Consider the following 20,712-nt stretch of genomic DNA (forward strand, 5'->3'; position numbering starts at 1 on the left):
ATGAATACATTGCCTTGCCTGATCCCGATCGAACCCGGACGACATCCGCATGCGAATCACACAACTTCTGTCGGCTGGCGTGATGCTGACCACGCTGCCTTTGGCCGGATGCGGCGGATCGGATACCGCCGTGTCGTTCTCCTTTTCATTGCTGACGCCGACATTCTGGTCGCCGCTGTCCGATAACCGCTTCATCGTCGCGAGAAACGCATTGGCCTGGGAAGCGGCGTGGCGCGATCATGCCGGCGATCGTTCGCCGCCGGCAGTGAACTTCCGCGACAGCATGGTAGTCGGCATCTTCCTCGGCACCCGCAACGGCTACTGTGTGCAGCCTGTCGTCAAGTCGATCACCGAATTCAGCGCGCCTGCCCGCATCGAAGTGGCATATCGCGAAGCCGGCCCTGCTGCCTGTCCGCCCGCGGGATTTCCACCTGCCTTGGTCGTTGTGCCCTATTCGCCGTTGCCTGTGGAGTTTTCACTGCAGCGATAGCCACGAACCGCGATATGAATTCCCCACACGCAGTATCGGTAGATTTTCTACCGGACGCGTAGTTATTACGTGCGCTGCCCATCGGTGCAGGATGCAGTCCTGCGCAACTCTTAATGCGATGGAACGAAAGCGATAACCAGAACAAACAATCGGTCGGTTTCATCCGCTTTCATGCACTCCTGCATTGCGCTCGCAGAACAATTGCCCCTGGCCTGCGACTTTCGATTACTGGCACGGTCGCTGCATTGCCAGTCCGTTCTAAAGTTTGCTCCGCCCGTGCCAGCCTGCGGGCGCGCTTTAGCCTGTGGCCGCTTGCCGAATCATGAATCCGCACAGCGACGCCTTGTTTCAATGACGGGATGCGGAAGGACTGCGCACCGCGCGTTCGATCGCGCCCGCTCCAATCAATCAGGAGAAGCACCATGAAGTCCATTAACAAACTGAATCTCACACGCTGTTCACTCGCGGTGATCACGGCACTGACACTGGTTTCCTGCGGCGGTGACGATGACGACGATAACAACGTCGGCACTACCGACAATCCTGCGGTAACAAATAACACCCCAGCCAATACTCCAACGAGCCCGCCCCCTGCTGCGCCGCCCGCCGCAACGACCGAGGCGCCGGCAAACACGACTACCGGCAATCCACCCTCGACCGGAACCGGCACATCGGCGACTGGCACCGCGCCAACGACAGCCAGCGTCACCCTGCCGGGCACTGCAGCCCTGAATGTTTTCAATGCAAACATTCTGAGTACACAGCCGCCATCGGCCACACCGAGAGCTGCCACAGGTACAGGCAGCGCAACAGTCAATCCGCAGTCACGTCAATTGATCGCTACCGTATCCACCTCCGGCCTCACCGGCACCGCGGCGCAGATACAGGACACAACAACCGGCACGGGCGGCGTTCCATCCATTCCGCTTGCGGAAACGCCGGCAGGTAGCGGCATATGGACTGCGACGGCGACCCTTACCGAAGCGCAGTACAGTGCACTGACCTCGGGACGAATGGTGTTCGTCGTGCGCAGCACCGCCTTCCCGGAAGGTGAGATTCTCGGACCGATCCAGTTGCAGCAGGCAGCCGCAGCAGGCAGCACCACAACTGCCACCGCCACGGCAAACGGCCGGGCATTTGCCACCACCCTGACCGGCAGCCAGGAGACCCCGCCGGTGCAGACGGCGGCGGTCGGATCCGGCACGGCACTGGTCACCGCCAGCAGCACCGCCGGCACCAATGTCACGACACGGCAATTGTCGGCAGCGGTCGCGACGAGCGGCATCGTCGGCGCGGCAGCGCATATCCATCTGGCGCCGCTTGGTGCAAGCGGCCCCATTGTTTTCCCGATGGCGGAAACACCACCCGGAAGCGGCGTCTGGACTACCACGACGCCGCTCACGGAAGATCAATACAATGCGCTCCTCGCGGGGAACATGTATTTCAATGTGCACAGTACCGCCAATCCGGCCGGCGAGATTCGCGGCCAGATACTGCAACAGGCCGTCGTGCCGAGCAGTTCGACCGGCAGCGGGACGACCGGAAGCGGTACGGGAACCGGAACGACCGGCACCGATACAACCGGTACGGGTTCAAGCGCCGGGGCAACAGGCACCGACACGACAGGTGCCGGCGCTACAGGCAGTAACACCACCGGCCCCGGAGCAACGGACACCGGTACGACTGGCACTGGAACAACAGGTACAGGATCCACGGGCACTGACACCACCGGGACCGGGACAACCGGCAGCGGTACCACTGACTCCGGTACGGGCACGACCGGCTCTGGTACCGGCACTTCAGGAACCGACACCACTGGTACAGGCCCTGCCGCAACCGGCACTGATACCACCGGAGCCGGCACCGGGACAACGGGCAGTGGAACCACCGGTACCGACACCACCGGCGCGGGGACGACCGGCAGCGGAACAGCAGGCACTGATGCCTCGGGTGCTGGTGCGACCGGCACGGATACGACAGGTACAGGCACGACCGGCACCGGTTCGGCGGGTAGCGGGACGACGGGCACTGGCTCAACCGGCTCTGGTACCACGGGAACCGGCACGGCCGGCACCGACGCTACTGGCACGGGTACGACAGGCGCAGGCAGCGGCACACCGGATACCGGAACAGCCGGTACGGGAACGACCGATACTGGTACGACTGGCACCGCAGGTACGCCAGGCACCGGAACAGCCGATACCGGTGCAGCCGGAGCAGGTGCAACCGGCGGTGCGACGGTCGCGACCGCCACCGGCTCGTGAGTAGTCAGGCAGCAATGAACGATGTGTCGGCATGCCAGCACATCGGCTTGTTGATGGAATAGCCCATTTCAGGCCTGCCAGACACCGTAACCGGCTTCGCGCAAGCCGATTGCCAACTCGACTTCCATGTCGCGCGCGCCGTCGTAGGGCATGGGGTTGTACATTTCGTAGAGTTGCGGCAGCAGTCGCAGGCCGAATCGCTTGACGTACCGATTCGATTGGATGCCCGCCTTGTGCTTGTCGAAACGGACGTCGGGATTCAGGCCCGTCATGCCGACGTACACGCAGGGTTTGCCGCTGATGTAATCCGGATTCGCTTTTCGAAATCGCGGTTCATACAGGACGTCGCTCGATAGCTCGACGACATAGACATGGTAATGGTAGCGGCGCGCCATCGCGGCATAATGAATGTGAGGTAAGGCGCGCCTCGACAGCCTGTTCCCGCTTATTTCTTGGGCATCGCCTCGGCGACGGGCTTGATGCTGCCACAATCTGCGGAAAGCCATTTGCCGCTGGTTTCGCTACGCTGCGTCACCGGCTGTCCATGCATGGTGCCCTTGAAGTCGTAGGTCGACGTGAAACTCTGGCTGCTGGCATAGGTACCCTTCGCCTTGCCCTCGCCTTTCATGTCGGCGCCATTGCATACGATATCCATCGCATAGCTATTACCTGTGCGCTGATGGTTTTTCGCCTGGCAGCCCATCTGGTTCATGCCCGTCTCCGGCGTCTGGTTGCGCTCGGCCATTTCCTTGGTGACGCAGACCTTGCTGACGATGCCGCCGTTTTGCGGAATGCTCACGCCCATCTTGCGCATCTGCTCGAGCTGTTCCGGCGGCAGCTTCGGCATTTTTTTCATCGCATCCGATGTCATCGTCATCTCCCACAAGCCTGGTTTCATCTGCGCGGCTGCGGATCCTGCGGCACAGGCAAGGATGGCTAACAGGACGGCGGACTTGGCGATGTTGCGCATGGAGGAGTTCCTTATTCAGATGAAAGCGGGCATGCTACTAGCGGAGCGGTCGAACGACAATATCCTGGCATGCGGCTGTTAGTCCCATGAGGACGGATCAACAATGCCTATCGCCTTGAAGGCGGGCTTGCAGAACAAATAACCCTGCATCAGGCGTATGCCTTCGGATGCAAGAAAATTTCGTTCCCCCCTGGTTTCGATCCCTTCAGCCAATACCTGCTTGCCGAGCCCCGAACACATGGCAACGATGCCGCGGACGATGGCCTGCCGGACCGGATCCTGATCGATATTGCGAACCAAGCCCATGTCGATCTTGATGATGTCGGGCTGATAATCCGCGAGCAGGTTCAATCCTGAATAGCCCGCACCGAAATCGTCGATCGCGGTCTGAAAACCCAGTCGCTGATATTCCTTGAAGATGCTGACCAGGTGTGCCCGGTCCTGCACCTGTTCGGCTTCGGAGACTTCGAAAATGATGTTCTGCAGCGGGAAGTTGTACTTGCGCGCAGCGTCGAGCGTGGTGCGGATGCACAATTCGGCACGGTACATCGCATTGGGCATGAAATTGATCGCCAGGTATTCCTTGATGCCGAGCTTGGCGGCGCCGCTGACCGCCTTGACCCGGCATGCCTGGTCGAAGGTGTAGCGGTTGGAATCGTTGACCTGCGACAGCACCGAATACGCGGATTCGCCATTCGGTCCGCGCACCAGCGCTTCATGCCCGAAGACCGATCGCTTGGCAATATCGACAATTGGCTGGTACGCATATTCGAATTCGAAATCGAGCGCCTTACCGTCCTTGCATTGGGAGCACCCGTGCTGCGCCGGTCGGGACAGGCGTTCTGCCTCCGGTTGGATTGGAATCATTGAGTCTCCACTTGAATGCCTGGGATTAGTTGCATTCGGGAAATATAACCGTTGGGAACCGTTCTGGGAATAGAAGCGGAAATTTTTGTAGCATGGATTGAACTTTTCAACCAAAAATCACGCGTCTTTCCAGGATGGTGCAGGCGGCGCGCATCGCACCGGCGGCCGCATCCGATCATTTATGCTAGCCTTGCCGCTGGATTAATTCTGCATCGCCATGTACACCCGATTCTTCAGCCTCAAGCAGGCTCCGTTTTCCATCGCTCCCGATCCCCGCTACCTGTTCATGACGGACAGCCATAGGGAAGCGCTCGCGCATCTGTTGTACGGCATCGGCGGCGGCGGCGGGCTGGTACTGCTGACCGGCGAAATCGGCGCCGGCAAGACCACCGTCTGCCGCTGCTTTCTGGAACAGGTGCCACCCAACTGCAACGTCGCCTACATTTTCAATCCCAAGCTGACAGTCAATGAACTGCTGCAATCCATTTGCGACGAATTCCATATCAAGCTGGAACGCAGTGATGCGGCACCGGCCAGCGTCAAGGATTATGTCGATGCGCTGACCGGCTATCTGCTGAAGACCCATGCGGAAGGCCAGAACAACGTGCTCGTCATCGACGAAGCACAGAACCTGTCAGCCGACGTGCTGGAACAATTGCGGCTTCTGACGAATCTCGAGACCAGCGAGCGCAAGCTGTTGCAGATCATCCTCATCGGCCAGCCCGAGTTGCGCACGATGCTGGAAAGACCGGACCTGCAGCAGCTCGCGCAACGCATCATCGCCCGCTATCACCTGAGGCCGCTGACCGAGAGCGAAACCGCCAGCTACATCCAGCACCGGCTCGCGGTCGCAGGACTGGAATCGGCGCCGCCGCTGCAGCCGAAGCTGGCGAAATACATTCACCGCCTGACCAAGGGCGTGCCCCGCCGCATCAACCTGCTGTGCGACCGGGCGCTTCTCGGCGCCTATGCGGAAGGCAAGCACGTCGTGGAGCGGAGGATCATCACCAAGGCCGCTGAGGAAGTATTCGGCAGGGAACAGTACATCCGGCGGCGCGAGGCGCGGCCTGCGCAGTGGCGCTTCGCCACGCTGGGACTCGCCGCCGGGGTGCTGCTCGCCGGTGCGGGCGCGACGGCGTGGACCCTGGGCGGCGGGCAAAACTCCCTCCTGGCGTTGTGGAAAACACCGGCGACGATAGCGGCGCCTCCGCAAGCGTCTTCGCAAGCGCCGACCGCCAAGGAGCCAGGCAATGCCAGTGCTGGCAGCGGCGGCGATGCCGTTGCCGCCAAGGACAATGCCAATGCTAACGCTAACGCCAACGCACAGCAGCCAAAACCCGTTGCGGAACCCCAACCGGGATTGCTGTCCGAGCGCGACGGCAAACCGCTCATTGCGCTCGACAACAAGAACGACCTGTTCCGCCAATTGGCCGGAATCTGGGGCGTGAAGCTTGAGGAAGGCGATGCCTGCGAAGCGGCGCTCAAGCAAGGCATGCACTGCTTTGCAAGCGACAGCGGACTTGCAGGATTGCGGCAGCTCGACCGTCCGGCGGTACTGACACTGAATGACAGCAAGGGCACTCCGTACTACGCGATCCTGACCGGCCTGACGGATTCCGCCGCCACGCTCAAGTACGGCGACCGGACGCAATCCATCAGCCTGGTGGTGCTGAGCCGCTATTTCACCGGGAACTTCGCCACCTTCTGGCGCGCTCCCGGCAATCAGCGGACCGTCATCAAACCCGGTGACCAGGGCGAAGATATCGACCGCGTAGCGGCGCAACTGGCAAAGCTGAGCGGCGAACCGGCGCCTGCCCCGAACCAACCCGTGGATGAAAACATGAGCCGCCGGATACGCGAGTTTCAGGCTGCGCAGGGCCTGCGCGTGGATGGCGTGATCGGTCCCGTGACCTTCATGCATCTGAGCCGCGCCGCCGGCCTCAATGAGCCGCGCCTGCGTCAGGCAGGCGCCGCATCGTCCTCCGGAGAATAGTCACATGTCCTACATACTCGACGCGCTCAAAAAAGCCGAATCCGAGCGAAAGCTGGGCGGTGTGCCGAACATCCACGCCCAACCGCCCGCATCCGTTCTGACACCGCATCAACCGTCCTGGCGCAAGCCGGTACTCTGGGCCGGATTGCTTGCATTGGCCCTGACCGGCGGCGGACTCGCATGGTGGCAAACATCGTCGCGACAGGCGCCGCCTCCCGTGCAGGTTGCCCAAACCCCGCCGCCAGCCGTGACGGTGCCACAGGCACCACAGGCCGCCGCGCCCCCCGCCGCACCGGAACAGCCCGCCGTGAAGCCCGAGCCGCCCGCAGCGCAACCTGCACCGCCGGAAGCCGAGACAATCCCTGAAACGCCAAAACCGGCAAAGCCGATCAAACGTGCCAAGCCGGCGGAAACGGAGCAGAAGGCAGTCGCCAAGGCCGCACCGAAGCAGGAGCCGCGCGTTGCCAAGGCGGCCAAGCCGGCGCCTGAACCTGCCGCGCCGAAGGAGGAACGGATCGCGTCATTGCGCGAGTTGCCGGAGCATATTCAACGGGAGATTCCGCCACTGGTCGTAAACGGCTATATCTATTCGCCCAACAAGGCGGACCGCACCGTCCTCGTCAATGGAAAGCTGGTGCGCGAAGGCGACCAGGTCGCGCCGGACCTGGCGGTGGAACGGCTGACCCAGGGAGGAATGGTGCTCAATTACAAGGGATACCGGTACCGTTCGTCGTACTGAGGCGGGCGGACAGCGCGATGCCGTCGCCTTGCGTCATCGGGGTGCCGTCGCGGCGCTCTCAGGACAGTCGGCCGCGAACCGCAGGCAGGACCGGATCAGTTCAGGTGCGTCGTGGCCCGATGCACATGCTCACTGATTACCCGCGCCGGTTGTGATGCCTTGGCCGCCCTGTCGATCGCTTCCATGACCTGATGCGGTACCAGGTGATGAATCATGTGTCCGATACCCGGCGTCAACGCAAAATCGCTCTGCGGCAATTCACGATGCAGGCGCTCGGAATGCGCATGGGCATCGACGATCCGATCATCCTCGCCGCAGCGGATGACTACCGGCATTTTCAATTCTTTGTAGCGTTTGCTGAGCATGTTCGCAGCGGGAATCATCATTGCCGATTCGGCCGCGCTGGCGCGCAGTTGCGATGGACGCAGCACCATCCAGACAGGGAATTCCTCGAAATGCTGAGGCATTTGCGCGGGGCCGAACAATTGTTTCAGTATGCCCGGCCACATTGCCCTGCCGATCAGCGGCGACACCGTGTGGCTCAGCAGGTCCCCCGCCACCGGCACTGCAGGAGCGGACAACAGCGGAACATCCAACCGCGCCGTCGGATAGTAATAACCAGAGAGCAATACAAGGCTGCGTACTGCGGACGGATAATCGAGCGCCATCGCCAAGGCAACCAGCGTGCCCCAGGAATGGCCGACGACGATGGGGCGCTCCACGCCGAGCTTCTGCAACGCCTGTTGCAGCAATCCTGCCTGTGCCTGCGGGCTCCATATGGTGCTGCGGGGGCGCTCGCTATGTCCGTAACCCGGACGATCGAACACGATTACGCGGTAGTCGTCAGTGGCGAGGTCGACGATGCCGCTCAGCTCGAAATCCCTGGTCATCGACCCGTTGCCGTGCAGAAGAACCACCGGCTGCCCGCGTCCACGCTCAACGTAATGCAGCCGCACGCCATCGACATCGATGAACTTGCCCGTCGGCGGATTTTCCATTTCGGCCTGCTGCGTCTTGTAGCGTACTGCCAATGCGGAGACGAGCAAGGCGGCACCGGCTCCCAGCAGCAATGCCTTGCCGCCGCTCAACCCCGGTTTGTTGGATGACGGTGGGATGGTCTTGTTTTTCATGTCGCGTCCTTATGGTTTCTGGTTGTGTTGGAACGACATGCTTTAGGCTAAGTTCAATGCTTTCTTGTCAATGCGTGCAAGGAATCACAATTGACGATCATATGTATATGCATATATATTCCGCTCATGTATCTTTACCTTTGCATGCTGTGAAACCTTTCCGGCTCCCCTGTTACTGTGGCTCCATCCGCCAAGCGGCACGGGTCATCACGCAGATGTACGACCACGCACTAAAGCCTTCCGGCGTGAAAATTACCCAGTTCGGAATTCTTCGCATACTCGCTGCTTTTCCAGGCATGACGACGGGCGATATGGCACGGGCGTTGGCGATGGACAGCACGACGCTTACCCGCACCTTGAAAATTATTCAAACCAGTGGATGGATCGCATCCGAACCGGGGGAAGATCGCCGGGAACGGCATTGGCATCTGACGCCGGAAGGAAATGAGCGCCTGCAACTTGCGATCCCGCTATGGAAAGGCGCGCAAAAAGAATTCGTCCACCTTGCAGGCGACATCGACCTGGATGGATTGAATAAAACCGTTTTTCAATTGACGCAAAAGGTCGGGCAATAATTTTTTTTGCCCATATAGGTGTATGTACATCTACTTAGGAGGCAGATATGAGCGAACAGCAGTTGGAAACAATCAAGGAAAAGAACTTCTCCAGCGCACAGGTCGGTGACTTTTCCGGCCTGGGGAACTACCAGTTTTATCATCCGCTGGGGAAAGGCCGTGGCTGGCCGGGCAAACTATTCCTTCGCGACCCGCTGGATCTGACCGGCATGGAAGTTTCCCTGAACAAGCTGCCGGCCGGACAAGGCGTGCCCTTCTATCACCAGCATCGCGAGCATGAAGAGTTATATGTGTTCCTCAAGGGCAGCGGACAATTCCAGGTTGACGGCAAAGTCATCGATGTGCGGGAAGGCAGCGTGATCCGGGTCGCGCCGGATGGTGTGCGCACGTGGCGCAATACCGGCGATGCGGACCTGGTCTACATCGTGATCCAGGCCAATGCGAACAGCATCGGGGCACGCGGCATCGAGGATGGCATCACCCTGCCGGAAAAGGTACAGTGGCCGGTCTGAGCCGCAGTCTTTCCCATATCATCAACAGGAAAACCTATGCAACCCAAAATCACCGCAGACGACTTCAACCGCAAAGGCAACGGCTATCTGCCGGGCCTGCTGGGAATCGTGATCAATCGCGTTGGCGAGCAATCGCTGGATGCCGAGCTGACAGTAACGCCGTCGCATCTGGCGCCGAACGGCTACCTGCATGCCGGCAGCGTGGTTACGCTGGCAGATACCGCCTGCGGTTATGCCTGCGTGGCACATTTGCCGGAAGGTGCGGCAAACTTCACCACCATCGAACTCAAGAGCAATTTCATGGGAACGGCGCGGGAAGGCGTGGTGGAATGCGAGGCGCGGGCGGTTCACCTTGGCCGCACCACGCATGTCTGGGATGCGCTGGTGCGCCATCGCGATACCGGCAAGCTGATCGCGACCTTTCGATGCACACAGATGATCCTGTGGCCGAAATGAGCGCCGATGCAATCACGCCGGGCGTGTACCGGCATTACAAGGACAAGCTGTATTTTGTGCTCGGCCTGTCCAGGAATACCGAAACAAACGAAGTCTGCGTGGTGTATCGGCCGCTATACGAAACCGATTGGCCGCAATTGGTACATAGGCCGCTCGACATGTTCAACGAGGAGGTCGTCGTCAACGGCAAGCGGATGCCGCGTTTCGAGCGTGTCACGTAACGTGAATCGCATGATCCGGCGACACCGGCATCAAGCGATCACCGAATCGCACGGACGCAGCCTCAGCTGCGGGAAGACAGATAACGCAGCTCTTCCACGAGCGCCGGGCTGACCGAGTCATACGGGCTTGATAGCCGGTAGAGACGGTAAAGCGACAGCTCGTCTTCATATTTGCGCACTTTGGCGGCAACGACGGGCGCAGTCACGTCCGCAGTCAGATTGGCCGACTTGGCGGAGGGTACGGCCAGCAAAGCGGCGATCAGTGAATGGACGGCACGACCGAGATTAGTGAAATAACCATTGTCGGCGTCGTGGCGGGAATGGTTGGAATATACGGCGGAAGCCATGTTGCACTCTCTTTCTATCAATAACGTCTTGTGTAGAGACAATATAGGGCTCCACCAGATATAAATCTAATTTCTATTTTCAATATGAGGCATTCATAAAGCAGATAACACAAACCTCTTGTCAGACCGTCTTTTTTCTCTGAAAAGTCGTTTTTCCTATTCGTGCTCAGCTTGCGGCACGGTTTTTGCCCCTGCTCTTTCTCGTCATGCTCCGCCGCTGCGGAGCCACCTCTTTACCGGAGATTGCAATGAAATGGGAAGGCAACCGCGAAAGCAATAATGTCGAGGACCGTCGCGGGACGGGCGGTATCGGCGGGGGTTTTGGTGGGCGTTCGATCGGGCTGGGGACGATCGTTATTGCCTTGGTCGCATCATTTTTCTTCGGCATCAATCCGATGACCGTCCTTAGTCTGCTGAGCGGCGGCACACCGCAACAGACGACGGCGCAGCGTCCGCCGGCCGATGACCGGATGGCGGCATTCGTCTCCACGGTACTGGCCGACACCGAAGACACCTGGACCGAACTCTTCCGCAGCGGCGGCGGCACCTATAACAAACCGAAGCTGGTCCTGTTCTCCGGCAGCACACCGACCGCCTGCGGCACCGGGCAGTCGGCCAGCGGACCGTTTTATTGCCCGGCGGATCAGAAAATCTATATCGATCTGAGCTTCTACCGCCTCATGCAGCAGCGCTATCAGGTGACCGGCGAATTCGCGCAGGCCTATGTCATCGCACATGAGGTCGGGCATCATGTGCAGACACTGATGGGAATATCAAGCAAGGTACGCCAGGCGCAGCAGCGCGTATCGCAGGCAGAAGGCAACAGGCTGTCGGTGCAACTGGAATTGCAAGCCGACTGCTTCGCCGGCGTATGGGCCTACCATGCGAACCGGTCGCGCGGCATTCTCGAAGCCGGCGACATCGAGGCCGGGCTGAACGCCGCCAGCGCGATCGGGGACGATGCATTGCAGCGCAAGGAACAAGGCCACGTCGTACCGGATTCATTTACGCATGGCACATCGGCGCAGCGGGTACGCTGGTTCAAGCGCGGCATCGAAACCGGCAAGGTGGCGGCATGCAATACCTTCGAAGCGCGGGAGCTTTGACAGGCGGGTGACGTAGAATCCATGCTTTGCTTACTTTCTGCCTAACCAATGTCACATTTACAAGCGCTGCAATCCTTGCAGCTTGCCCTCGACGATCTGCGCAGCAACCGGATCGACGTTCATGCCTTCTGCCGCAGCTGGCGCAGTCAAAGTGCTCTGGTTTCGGCGCTGCCGCCACGCTACGGACAGGTCATGGAGGACTTGCTTGGACGCATGGAAGCCAGCAGCCTTTTCACTGAGGAGAGCTGCTCCTTCAGCCAGGAAGACATGCAGGCGAGTTTGTCGACATGGCTCGATAAGGCGAAGCAGCAACTGGAAGGACGGCCTTGATGCAGCGGATCGAGTTCGCACTCGACGGCGAATATGTCGAGTTGAATCAGTTGCTCAAGCTGGTCGGTATCTGCGATAGCGGCGGCGCAGGCAAGATGCTGGTCGCAAGCGGCCAGGTGTCGGTCGATGGCAGGCAGGAATTGCGCAAGACATGCAAAATCCGCGCGGGGCAGATGGTCACGCTCGGCGACGTGCGCATCGACGTGCGGGCGGCCTGAACGGCAATCCGCGAATACACGACCGGCGAGCACTTGACTTTCGTTCAAGCTTCTTCGGTAATTTCCCCTACGCGTTCTTCCTGGCTGGTTTGGCCGCCGCCTTCTTAGGCGCCGGCTGATCGACCTTCGCGGACATTTTCTTCTGCCACTGTTCCGCCCAGCGCTGCAGCGGCAGGAGCGCATGCAGCAAATCCGTGCCGGCGGCAGTCAATGCATATCCGCCCTCCTCCGCTAGTTCAACGATCCCGCTATCCCGCAAGTCGCGCAGGCGCTGATTGAGCACGGTCGGCGACATGGCGTCGCAGCGTTCCTGCAGTTCGCGAAAACTCAGCCGCGCGTCACGCAGCTCCCACAAGATCCGCAGAATCCATCGCCTGCCCAGCAGATCGAGCAGCGCCATGATGGGACGCCCGCTTGATGACCCTCTGACCGGCGTTCCTGGTTTTGGTGTTGGCATCCTTTTCTCCGCTACTTTTTTAATAGCGATATGCTACACTTAACGTAGCGCCATGTCGAAACCTTTGTGAATTTCCCGAACTCTTCCCGGAGACCATCATGTCTGCACAGCCTGCAACCGCCAAAAGTGATTTCCGCATTTCCCCGATCGAGCCGCCCTATTCAAACGCACTGTCCGATACCTTTGTCAGGGTAATGCCGCCGGGTGTCGCGCCACTCAAGCTGTTTCGCACCATGGCGCGCAATCCGCGTGTTTTGCAGCGCATGTTCGCCGGCAGCTTCCTCGATCAAGGCGGCATCACGCTGCGTGAACGCGAACTGGTCATTCTTCGGACCTGCTTCCGCTGCAATTGCGAGTACGAATGGGGAGTGCATGTCGCCTTTTTCTCGCAAAAGGCGGCATTAAGCAAGGCCGATGTGACCGCAACGCTGGAGAATGAGTCGCACTCCTTGCCCGACAACGAGGCGTTGATCCTCGAACTGGTGGATCAGCTGCATGGACAGGCGCAAGTGACTGACGAGCTATGGACTGCACTGGCCCGCCACTATTCGGATGAACAATTGCTGGAATTGATCGCACTGACCGGCTACTACCATACGATTTCATTCATCGCGAATGCGGCTGGCGTGCAAGCGGAGGAGTATGCGCCGCGGTTTGGCTGAGCGGCAATGGCGAGGAGGGAATTGGAGAGCATGCCGGTTTCCATATCGACGGATGGAGAATTCGCGCCTGCCACGATTCCTGGCGACGAACCGGCGCGGCCGGTTCGCCCTTACAACTGCTGTCTGTCCGCGTGGTCCGGAGAAGCGGAACACGCGCCACGACTGTCAACGCTGGAGGGTTTCGCCGCGGCGTGCCATCCTGCGTTCGCCTGACGACGACGACACGCGAAATTCCATGCTGGTGATGCCAACCGATCCCGGCGGCCCGACGACGAAATCAAAGCCGCTCTTGACCGGGAATATGCCGTTGTCGCGCAGCAAAATATCCGCTTGGCAATTTGGGCTCGGATCGTACAGATGATCCTTGACTTCCTTCCAGATCGCTTCGCTGATCCATCCATACATGAAGATCTGGTTCGGATACAGCGAGCTGTCCGCATGCAGATAACCCTTTTGATTCTTTTGCAGTGAAGGGTTGGTCGGCGGCGTGGCGGTGATCAGGATGTCCGACGCGCCGTCGCCGATCGAATAGATATCGTCGTTCTTTAGCGCGGAATACACGAGGCGCAGGTGCCATTTGCAGTTAAGTGACAGCCTTTTTTCGATTCCATCCAGATTGCCGTCAGGGGTTTCGACTTCGCATACTGTCATTTGCGTGCAACGGACCTGGCCGATCAGGGCCGGCTCGTATTTCCTCAGCTCATCAAGATTCTCGTGCACATTCCAGAAAAACCACTTGGAGCGTTCCGCGTCCGTCATGTCGGGCAAATCCGAAATCTGTCGTCGGCCATACACTTCGATGGCACGCATTGCTTCCTTGCGCAATTTTTCGTTCATTTCTACAAGGTCGGGATTGAACTTGTGGTTGTACTCGCTCCGCATGGACATCTCCAAATATCAGGCCGGAATAATCACAGTGTAGGACTCATTGCGCAAAACGGAAGGCCACTGCAAGACCTCGCCGTTTGCCGGGCATGCTGCCGCATGCCACTGTCAATAGAGGTATGCCGCCCTCGTTTAGTTCTTGCCTGCGGATACAAATCCGTTTCGACCGGCGAGCGGATCAGTGACCCGGGTTGTGGTAAGTTCCTGCCATGATTGTTTTCTGAAAGTGACGCCATGCCCCGCCTGATCTATATCGCCGATCCGATGTGTTCGTGGTGCTACGGGTTCGGCCCGGAGTTATCGGCGCTGCTGGCCGGCCTGCCGGACCTGCCGCTGGATATCGTGGTCGGCGGTCTGCGCGCCGGGAATACGAACCCGCTGGATGCGGACCTGAAGGCGACCCTTCTGTCGCATTGGCGCCAGGTGGGAGAAAGGTCCGGCCTGCCCTTCAACGACGGGGCACTGGAGCGCGAAGGGTTCGTCTACGACACCGAGCCGGCCTGCCGGGCGGTAGTGGCGGCACGCCTGCTTTCGCCGTCGACTGCGCTGACGGTGTTTCAGGCGATCCAGCATGCCTTCTATGCACAGGGGCTGGATACAACCCGGGCCGACGTACTGGCGCGGGTCGGCGCGGACGCGATGACCAGGGCCGGTTTTGTCATCGATGCGGATACGTTCCGCTCGACCTGGGACGCATCCACAACCATCGCCGATACGCAGGCGGATTTCCTGCAAACCCAACGCTGGGGCGTGCGCGGCTTCCCTACCCTGGTGCTGGAGCAGCAGAGCGAGCTTCATCTGGTGTCGTCCGGGTATATGGCCGTGGCGGAGCTGGTGGAAAACATGCAGGCCGTGGTCGATGCGGCGCCGGCCGGCGAGTGAAGGCGAATCGGATCTCACAAATAAAAAACCCGAAACCGTCTGACCGGCTTCGGGTTCGCGCATGAAACGCTCAATGCATCAGTACATGTGCTGGCCGCCGTTGATGGCGATGTTGGCGCCAGTAAGGAAGGCAGCCTCATCCGAGGCCAGATAGGCGACCAGGCCGGCCACTTCCTCGGGCTTGCCCAGACGCCCCATCGGGATCTGCGGGATGATCTTGTTTTCCAGGACTTCGGACGGAATCGCCATCACCATCTTGGTGCCGATGTAGCCGGGGGAAATGGTATTGACCGTCACGCCCTTGCGCGCCACTTCCAGCGCGAGCGCCTTGGTGAAGCCATGCATGCCGGCCTTCGCCGCAGAGTAGTTGGTCTGGCCGAACGCGCCTTTCTGGCCGTTGACGGACGAGATATTGATGATCCGGCCCCAGCCGCGCTCGGTCATGCCGTCGCACACAGGCTTGGTCATGTTGAACACCGAGTCGAGATTGGTTTTCATCACCGCATCCCAATTAGTCTTGTCCATTTTCTTGAAGGTCATGTCACGGGTAATCCCCGCGTTGTTGACCAGCACGTCGATCGGACCGATGTCCTTCGTGATCTGCGCGACGCAGTTCTCGGCGGACTGATAGTCAGACACGTCGCATGGATAGGCCCGGAACTTGTAACCCTGCTGCTCCATCGATGCCAGCCATTCCTGCGCCTTGGTATTGCCCGGCGAATAAGTCGTCACGACCTGATACCCGAGCGCCGCCATCTTGATGCAGACAGCTTCGCCCAGACCGCCCATACCCCCAGTGACTAATGCGATTCTTGCCATGTTCGTCTCTCTATTTGTTTGTGAAGATTCAGGGACTGCACAACTGCACGTCGACCTTGTGGGTCTTAACGTTCTATCGCCAGCGCGACACCCATGCCGCCGCCGATGCACAGGCTGGCCAGCCCGCGCTTGGCATCACGCCGTATCATTTCATGCAACAGAGTCACCAGGATGCGGCAGCCGGAGGCGCCGATCGGATGGCCGATGGCGATGGCGCCACCATTGACGTTGATCTTGCTGGTATCCCAGCCCATTTCCTTGTTGACGCCGATCGCCTGTGCCGCAAAGGCCTCGTTGATCTCCATCAGGTCGAGGTCCTGATGGTCCCATCCGGCCTTGCGCAGGCAAAGCTGGCTGGCGGGAACGGGGCCCATGCCCATGATGGTCGGATCGACGCCGGCGGAGGAATAAGCACGGATGCGAGCCAGCGGTGTCAGGCCGAGTTCGTCGGCCTTTTTGGCCGACATCATGATGACCGCGGCGGCGCCGTCATTGATACCCGATGCATTGCCGGCGGTGACGGTGCCGTCCTTGGCAAACGCGGGGCGCAGGCTGCCGAGCGCATCGACGGTGACGCCGGGCTTGATGAATTCATCGGTGTCGAAAACGATCGGGCCTTTTTTGGAAGGGATTTCGAAGGGGATGATCTCGTCCTTGAACTTGCCGGCCTTCTGGGCGGCTTCCGCCTTGTTCTGCGACGCTGCGGCGAATTCGTCCTGTTCCTGGCGCGACACGCCATATTTTTTCGCGACGTTTTCGGCGGTGATGCCCATGTGGTACTGGTTATAGACGTCCCACAAGCCGTCGACGATCATGGTGTCGACCAGCTTGGCGTCGCCCATGCGGAAGCCGTCGCGGGAATTGTTGAGGACATGCGGCGAGGCGCTCATGTTTTCCTGGCCGCCGGCAATGACGATCTCGGCGTCGCCCGAGCGGATCGCCTGCGCCGCCAGGTGCGTGGCTTTCAGGCCGCTGCCGCAGACCATGTTGATGGTCATGCCCGGCACCATGTCGGGCAGACCGGCGCGGATGACTGCCTGGCGCGCCGGATTCTGGCCGACGCCTGCGGTGAGAACCTGTCCCATGATCACTTCGCTGATCATATCGGGCTTGATGCCGGACTTCTCCAGCAGATGCTTGATGACATGCGCCCCCAGATCGGACGCGGCGGTCTTGGCAAGGGAGCCGCCGAACTTGCCTACGGCAGTGCGGCCTGCGGCGACGATTACGACATCATTCATTTTGTTTTCTCCGGTGAACACTGCATTGCTGCGAAGTTGCCGTGAAGCACGTTCGTAGCTACTTCGTTAAAGGGACAGGCTGAAAGACGTGCGCAAAATGCGAATTTCATTGCCGAATACCATCGTCGCTATCCGGGCGCCATCTTAATAGCGTATGTCTACAAAAGTTTGATCTGGCTCAAAGTTTCCGAATTGTACATTTTTCGGTATGGCTACCCCGAAAATCCCATCGGTAGATGTCATTCAGATTAGGTTATTGAATATCGACTGTCCATGAATTCACAGAGTTCATTAAGACGATACCCACCGCGGTAAGCAGCGCTGAAGGCATGCAGATTTATTGCGCTGCGGGATGATGAAATACCTGCCGGAGGTAAGCGAGGAATGTTTCGTCGGTGCACATGGTCTTGCCGGGCGAATCGGATAACTTCGCGACCGGCTGGCCGTTGCAGGACACCAGCTTCATGACGATGGCGAGGCTGGGTATTCCGGTGTCGTTGGTCAGATTGGTGCCGATGCCGAAGCCGGTCATGGTCCGGTCGGCGAAGTGCCGGTACAGCGCGAATGCGCGCGGCAGATCGAGTCCATCGGAGAAGACAAGGCGCTTCGTATGCGGATCGATGCGCAGCTTCGCGTAGTGGGCCAGCGCTTTCTCGCCCCATGCGACGGGGTCGCCGGAATCGTGCCGCAAGCCGTCAAACAGTTTCGCGAAGTAAAGATCGAAGTCGGCGAGGAACGCGTCCATGCCGACGACATCGGTCAGGGCGGTCCCCAAGTCGCCGCGGTATTCCTGCACCCAATCCTCCAGTGCCGCCTTCTGGAAATCGCGCAGGCGGACGCCGAACGACTGGAACGATTGCAGGTATTCATGGGCCATCGTGCCGATCGGCACGAGGTTGTGCTTCTTCGCGAGATACACATTCGACGTACCCTTGAAATACTGCGGCACTTCGCGCTTGAGGGTTGCCACCACCTCGTCATGCCAGGCGCCGGAGAAACGGCGCCGCACACCGAAATCAAAGAACTCGAAGGGATGCGCCCTGGCCGGCTCGCGGCCGAAATCACGCACCTGCTCGATCTTCGCGGCCAGCCTCTTGCGCCCTTCGGCCAATGCCGGCACCGGATCGAAACGGCGGAAGTACAATTCATTGACGATGTACAGCACATAAATCTCGAAACCCATCACATGGACTTGCGGCCCCTTGACGTTGATCACCAATGTCGGGCCGTCGACCGTCACGGTAATGAACTTGCGCTGGAACCGGAAGACGGTGAGGTAGTCGGCAAAGTCGCTCTTGATGAACCGCAGCCCCCGCAGGTAGGCGATCTCATCGTCGGTGAAGGCCAGCGAGCACAGATGATCGAACTCGCGTTCCACATCGGCCTTCAAATCCGCCAGCGGGTAGGCAGGTTCATTCCTGCATGCAAAGGCGTACTCCGCTTGGGCGGCGGGATGGCCATGCAACAGGGCCTGCCACATGGTGAATTTGTAGAGGTCGGTTTCGAGCAGGCTGTGGACGATGGGTGTCATGGGTGGTTGACGCGAGGCCGGGGTGGCCGGGCTCCTCAGTGGAAATGAGGATAGTGTAGCTGATGGTCGGGGTTAATTTTCTACAGCGATGTATCAGCCTGTCATTCCCGCGAAAGCGGGAATCCAGAGCGACGGCGTGTCTTCGGTAATGCAACTCGGGTGGCTCTTCGAAGAGACTAGCCGGGAGTGGCCCGCTGCGCGGGTACCCAAAAGTGACACGGCCAAAACGGGAAGCGAAATAAACTCGCCTTCGGCTCAGACAGATTTCGCTTCTTTATCCGTTTCAGCCCACCCGCTTTCGGCGTCGCCAGAAGGGGGAACTTCGAAACCCATCCCCACCCTGACCCTCCCCCTCGCCGGGCGCCCTTGAAGGGGAGGGAATACTTCATTCTTTACTTTCTTACCGCTCTTGGTTCGCTCCCTGTGCCTTCATACGTTTGCAAGATAAAGGACATCCTAGTTCCCATCCCTGCAAGGGGAGGGTCAGGGTGGGGATCGGTTGGCCGTTCACCCCTTTTAGCGACGCCAAAAGTGACGCGGTCAAAACGGAAATAGAAGTGAAACCTGTCTGAGCCGCAGGCGAGTTTGTTTCACTTCCCGTTTTGACCGTGGCACTTTTGGGCACCCCGCAGGGGCGGCGATAACGGGGTCGCCTTTCTTTGCTTCCTTTCTTTGGCGAAGCAAAGAAAGGAAGTGGCCCGCCGGGGCCAGTCCCGGCAAGGCTCTTCGAAGAAATGAAGGCGCTGCACTACCGGAGACACTCAGTCGCCCTGGATTCCCGTCTTCACGGGAATGACAGGTTGCTGCATCACCGGAAGAAGTCGTCCCGCACCAACTAGAACGCCGCAATCCCCGTCTGCTCCCGCCCCAGGATCAACGCATGAATGTCATGCGTGCCCTCATACGTATTGACCACCTCCAGGTTCACCATGTGCCGGATCACCCCAAACTCATCCGATATCCCGTTGCCACCCAGCATGTCACGCGCCATCCGCGCCACATCCAGCGCCTTGCCGCACGAGTTGCGCTTCATCATCGACGTGATCGCCACCGCCGCCGTGCCTTCATCCTTCATCCGCCCCAGCCGCAGGCACCCCTGCAGACCCATCGTGATCTCGGTCTGCATGTCCGCCAGCTTCTTCTGGATGAGCTGGTTGGCCGCCAATGGCTTGCCGAACTGCTTGCGGTCCAGCACATACTGGCGGGCGGTGTGCCAGCATGCTTCGGCCGCACCCAAGGCACCCCAGGCAATGCCGTAGCGCGCCGAGTTCAGGCAGGTGAACGGGCCCTTCAGGCCGCGCACTTCGGGAAAGGCATTTTCTTCCGGACAGAACACCTCATCCATGACGATCTCGCCGGTGATCGACGCCCGCAGGCCGAACTTGCCGTGGATGGCCGGCGCAGTCAGCCCCTTCCAGCTCTTTTCCAGCACGAAGCCGCGGATCGCCCCTTCATCGTCCTTGGCCCAGACCACGAACACGTCGGCAATCGGCGAGTTGGAGATCCACATCTTGCTGCCGGTAAGACTGTAGCCGCCGTCGACCTTCTTGGCGCGGGTGATCATCGAGCCGGGGTCGGAGCCGTGGTTCGGTTCGGTCAGGCCGAAGCAGCCGATCCATTCGCCGGTGGCCAGCCTGGGCAGGTATTTCTCTTTTGTCTGCTCATTGCCGAACTCGTAGATCGGCACCATCACCAGCGAGCTTTGCACGCTCATCATCGAGCGGTAGCCGGAATCGACGCGTTCGACTTCGCGGGCAATCAGGCCATAGCTGACGTAGCTCAGGCCGGGGCCGCCGTACTGCTCGGGGATGGTGGGGCCGAGCAGGCCGAGCTCGCCCATTTCGCGGAAGATGGCCGGGTCGGTGGTTTCATGGCGGAACGCTTCCAGGACGCGCGGCTGCAGCTTGTCCTGGCAGTAGGCGTGGGCGGCGTCGCGCACGGCGCGCTCTTCGGATGTCAGCTGCTGGTCCAGCAGCAGCGGGTCGTCCCAGTGGAATTGCACTTTCGATGATGCCAT

At 59.8% G+C, this 20,712-nt stretch carries 24 protein-coding genes; 13 read left to right on the forward strand and 11 right to left on the reverse strand.

Translation table 11 applies throughout. The features are described from left to right. Positions 1 to 49: 49 nt before the first annotated feature. Together VGU61_RS10320 and VGU61_RS10325 are read left to right on the forward strand one after the other, a co-directional pair. Positions 50 to 490, forward strand: coding sequence for a hypothetical protein (locus tag VGU61_RS10320; protein ID WP_326859031.1), 441 nt, complete (start codon positions 50 to 52; stop codon positions 488 to 490). 422 nt (positions 491 to 912) lie between these two features. Next, entirely contained in the window at positions 913 to 2,754 is a 1,842-nt protein-coding gene (locus tag VGU61_RS10325) for a CHRD domain-containing protein (protein ID WP_326859032.1), read from the forward strand. Positions 2,755 to 2,822: 68 nt separating this feature from the next. On the opposite strand, the gene VGU61_RS10330 is transcribed toward VGU61_RS10325, so the two are convergent. From VGU61_RS10330 to VGU61_RS10340, 3 genes are all read right to left on the reverse strand, one after another. After that, positions 2,823 to 3,149, reverse strand: coding sequence for a hypothetical protein (locus VGU61_RS10330; RefSeq protein WP_326859034.1), 327 nt, complete (start codon positions 3,147 to 3,149; stop codon positions 2,823 to 2,825). A 50-nt stretch (positions 3,150 to 3,199) separates the two neighbouring features. Further along, complete coding sequence (locus VGU61_RS10335) at positions 3,200 to 3,724, reverse strand: DUF3617 domain-containing protein (RefSeq protein WP_326859035.1); 525 nt, start codon at positions 3,722 to 3,724, stop codon at positions 3,200 to 3,202. A gap of 78 nt (positions 3,725 to 3,802) precedes the next feature. Continuing rightward, positions 3,803 to 4,591, reverse strand: coding sequence for an EAL domain-containing protein (locus tag VGU61_RS10340; RefSeq protein ID WP_326859036.1), 789 nt, complete (start codon positions 4,589 to 4,591; stop codon positions 3,803 to 3,805). A 217-nt stretch (positions 4,592 to 4,808) separates the two neighbouring features. On the opposite strand from VGU61_RS10340, the gene VGU61_RS10345 reads away from it, so the two are divergent. Next, the gene (locus VGU61_RS10345) at positions 4,809 to 6,584 is read left to right on the forward strand and encodes an ExeA family protein (protein WP_326859037.1); all 1,776 of its coding nucleotides are present in this window, start codon (positions 4,809 to 4,811) and stop codon (positions 6,582 to 6,584) included. Between the two features lie 4 nt (positions 6,585 to 6,588). Beyond that, the gene (locus tag VGU61_RS10350) at positions 6,589 to 7,323 is read left to right on the forward strand and encodes a general secretion pathway protein GspB (protein ID WP_326859038.1); all 735 of its coding nucleotides are present in this window, start codon (positions 6,589 to 6,591) and stop codon (positions 7,321 to 7,323) included. Between the two features lie 95 nt (positions 7,324 to 7,418). Here VGU61_RS10350 and VGU61_RS10355 read toward each other — a convergent pair whose 3' ends face one another. After that, complete coding sequence (locus VGU61_RS10355; protein ID WP_326859039.1) at positions 7,419 to 8,453, reverse strand: alpha/beta hydrolase; 1,035 nt, start codon at positions 8,451 to 8,453, stop codon at positions 7,419 to 7,421. Between the two features lie 56 nt (positions 8,454 to 8,509). Here VGU61_RS10355 and VGU61_RS10360 point away from each other — a divergent pair, with 56 nt between their 5' ends. Genes VGU61_RS10360 through VGU61_RS10375 form a run of 4 tightly spaced genes read left to right on the forward strand, consistent with a single transcriptional unit; the run spans position 8,510 to position 10,217 of the window. Then, positions 8,510 to 9,028 (forward strand): MarR family transcriptional regulator, encoded by a 519-nt coding sequence (locus VGU61_RS10360; protein WP_326859040.1) that lies wholly within the window; start codon positions 8,510 to 8,512, stop codon positions 9,026 to 9,028. 47 nt (positions 9,029 to 9,075) lie between these two features. Continuing rightward, on the forward strand, positions 9,076 to 9,540 hold the full coding sequence (locus tag VGU61_RS10365; RefSeq protein ID WP_326859041.1) for a cupin domain-containing protein: 465 nt from the start codon (positions 9,076 to 9,078) through the stop codon (positions 9,538 to 9,540). 36 nt (positions 9,541 to 9,576) lie between these two features. Continuing rightward, entirely contained in the window at positions 9,577 to 9,996 is a 420-nt protein-coding gene (locus VGU61_RS10370) for a PaaI family thioesterase (protein ID WP_326859043.1), read from the forward strand. Next, positions 9,993 to 10,217, forward strand: coding sequence for a DUF1653 domain-containing protein (locus VGU61_RS10375; protein WP_326859044.1), 225 nt, complete (start codon positions 9,993 to 9,995; stop codon positions 10,215 to 10,217). The genes VGU61_RS10370 and VGU61_RS10375 overlap by 4 nt, the downstream gene beginning before the upstream one ends. Positions 10,218 to 10,279: 62 nt before the next feature. Here VGU61_RS10375 and VGU61_RS10380 read toward each other — a convergent pair whose 3' ends face one another. Continuing rightward, positions 10,280 to 10,564, reverse strand: a complete 285-nt coding sequence (locus VGU61_RS10380) for a hypothetical protein (protein WP_326859045.1) — start codon at positions 10,562 to 10,564, stop codon at positions 10,280 to 10,282. A 248-nt stretch (positions 10,565 to 10,812) separates the two neighbouring features. On the opposite strand from VGU61_RS10380, the gene ypfJ reads away from it, so the two are divergent. From ypfJ to VGU61_RS10395, 3 genes are read left to right on the forward strand one after another with little or no spacing between them, the layout of a single operon-like run. Next, positions 10,813 to 11,670, forward strand: a complete 858-nt coding sequence (ypfJ, locus tag VGU61_RS10385; protein WP_326859046.1) for a KPN_02809 family neutral zinc metallopeptidase — start codon at positions 10,813 to 10,815, stop codon at positions 11,668 to 11,670. A 48-nt stretch (positions 11,671 to 11,718) separates the two neighbouring features. After that, positions 11,719 to 12,000 carry a hypothetical protein gene (locus VGU61_RS10390; protein WP_326859047.1) on the forward strand — a complete coding sequence of 94 codons (282 nt, stop codon included), beginning with the start codon at positions 11,719 to 11,721 and terminating at the stop codon, positions 11,998 to 12,000. Beyond that, complete coding sequence (locus VGU61_RS10395) at positions 12,000 to 12,218, forward strand: RNA-binding S4 domain-containing protein (RefSeq protein ID WP_326859056.1); 219 nt, start codon at positions 12,000 to 12,002, stop codon at positions 12,216 to 12,218. The genes VGU61_RS10390 and VGU61_RS10395 overlap by 1 nt, the downstream gene beginning before the upstream one ends. A 67-nt stretch (positions 12,219 to 12,285) precedes the next feature. Here the strand turns inward: VGU61_RS10395 and VGU61_RS10400 are convergent, their stop codons facing one another. Further along, positions 12,286 to 12,675, reverse strand: a complete 390-nt coding sequence (locus VGU61_RS10400) for a helix-turn-helix domain-containing protein (RefSeq protein WP_326859048.1) — start codon at positions 12,673 to 12,675, stop codon at positions 12,286 to 12,288. Between the two features lie 98 nt (positions 12,676 to 12,773). Here VGU61_RS10400 and VGU61_RS10405 point away from each other — a divergent pair, with 98 nt between their 5' ends. Beyond that, positions 12,774 to 13,337: a carboxymuconolactone decarboxylase family protein gene (locus VGU61_RS10405; RefSeq protein WP_326859049.1), complete on the forward strand. Its 564-nt coding sequence runs from the start codon at positions 12,774 to 12,776 to the stop codon at positions 13,335 to 13,337. Between the two features lie 165 nt (positions 13,338 to 13,502). Here VGU61_RS10405 and VGU61_RS10410 read toward each other — a convergent pair whose 3' ends face one another. Then, positions 13,503 to 14,219 carry a hypothetical protein gene (locus VGU61_RS10410; protein WP_326859050.1) on the reverse strand — a complete coding sequence of 239 codons (717 nt, stop codon included), beginning with the start codon at positions 14,217 to 14,219 and terminating at the stop codon, positions 13,503 to 13,505. A gap of 237 nt (positions 14,220 to 14,456) precedes the next feature. Here VGU61_RS10410 and VGU61_RS10415 point away from each other — a divergent pair, with 237 nt between their 5' ends. Then, a complete protein-coding gene (locus VGU61_RS10415) occupies positions 14,457 to 15,104 on the forward strand; it encodes a DsbA family protein (protein ID WP_326859051.1) in 648 nt (215 codons plus the stop codon). A gap of 78 nt (positions 15,105 to 15,182) precedes the next feature. On the opposite strand, the gene phbB is transcribed toward VGU61_RS10415, so the two are convergent. From phbB to VGU61_RS10435, 4 genes are all read right to left on the reverse strand, one after another. After that, positions 15,183 to 15,923 (reverse strand): acetoacetyl-CoA reductase, encoded by a 741-nt coding sequence (gene phbB / locus VGU61_RS10420; protein WP_326859052.1) that lies wholly within the window; start codon positions 15,921 to 15,923, stop codon positions 15,183 to 15,185. Positions 15,924 to 15,988: 65 nt separating this feature from the next. Continuing rightward, on the reverse strand, positions 15,989 to 17,164 hold the full coding sequence (locus VGU61_RS10425) for an acetyl-CoA C-acetyltransferase (protein WP_326859053.1): 1,176 nt from the start codon (positions 17,162 to 17,164) through the stop codon (positions 15,989 to 15,991). A 337-nt stretch (positions 17,165 to 17,501) separates the two neighbouring features. Then, the gene (gene pncB, locus VGU61_RS10430; protein WP_326859054.1) at positions 17,502 to 18,695 is read right to left on the reverse strand and encodes a nicotinate phosphoribosyltransferase; all 1,194 of its coding nucleotides are present in this window, start codon (positions 18,693 to 18,695) and stop codon (positions 17,502 to 17,504) included. 835 nt (positions 18,696 to 19,530) lie between these two features. Next, on the reverse strand, positions 19,531 to 20,712 hold the full coding sequence (locus tag VGU61_RS10435; RefSeq protein WP_326859055.1) for an acyl-CoA dehydrogenase: 1,182 nt from the start codon (positions 20,710 to 20,712) through the stop codon (positions 19,531 to 19,533).

Source organism: Noviherbaspirillum sp., from assembly GCF_035944575.1.
GTDB lineage: Bacteria > Pseudomonadota > Gammaproteobacteria > Burkholderiales > Burkholderiaceae_D > Noviherbaspirillum.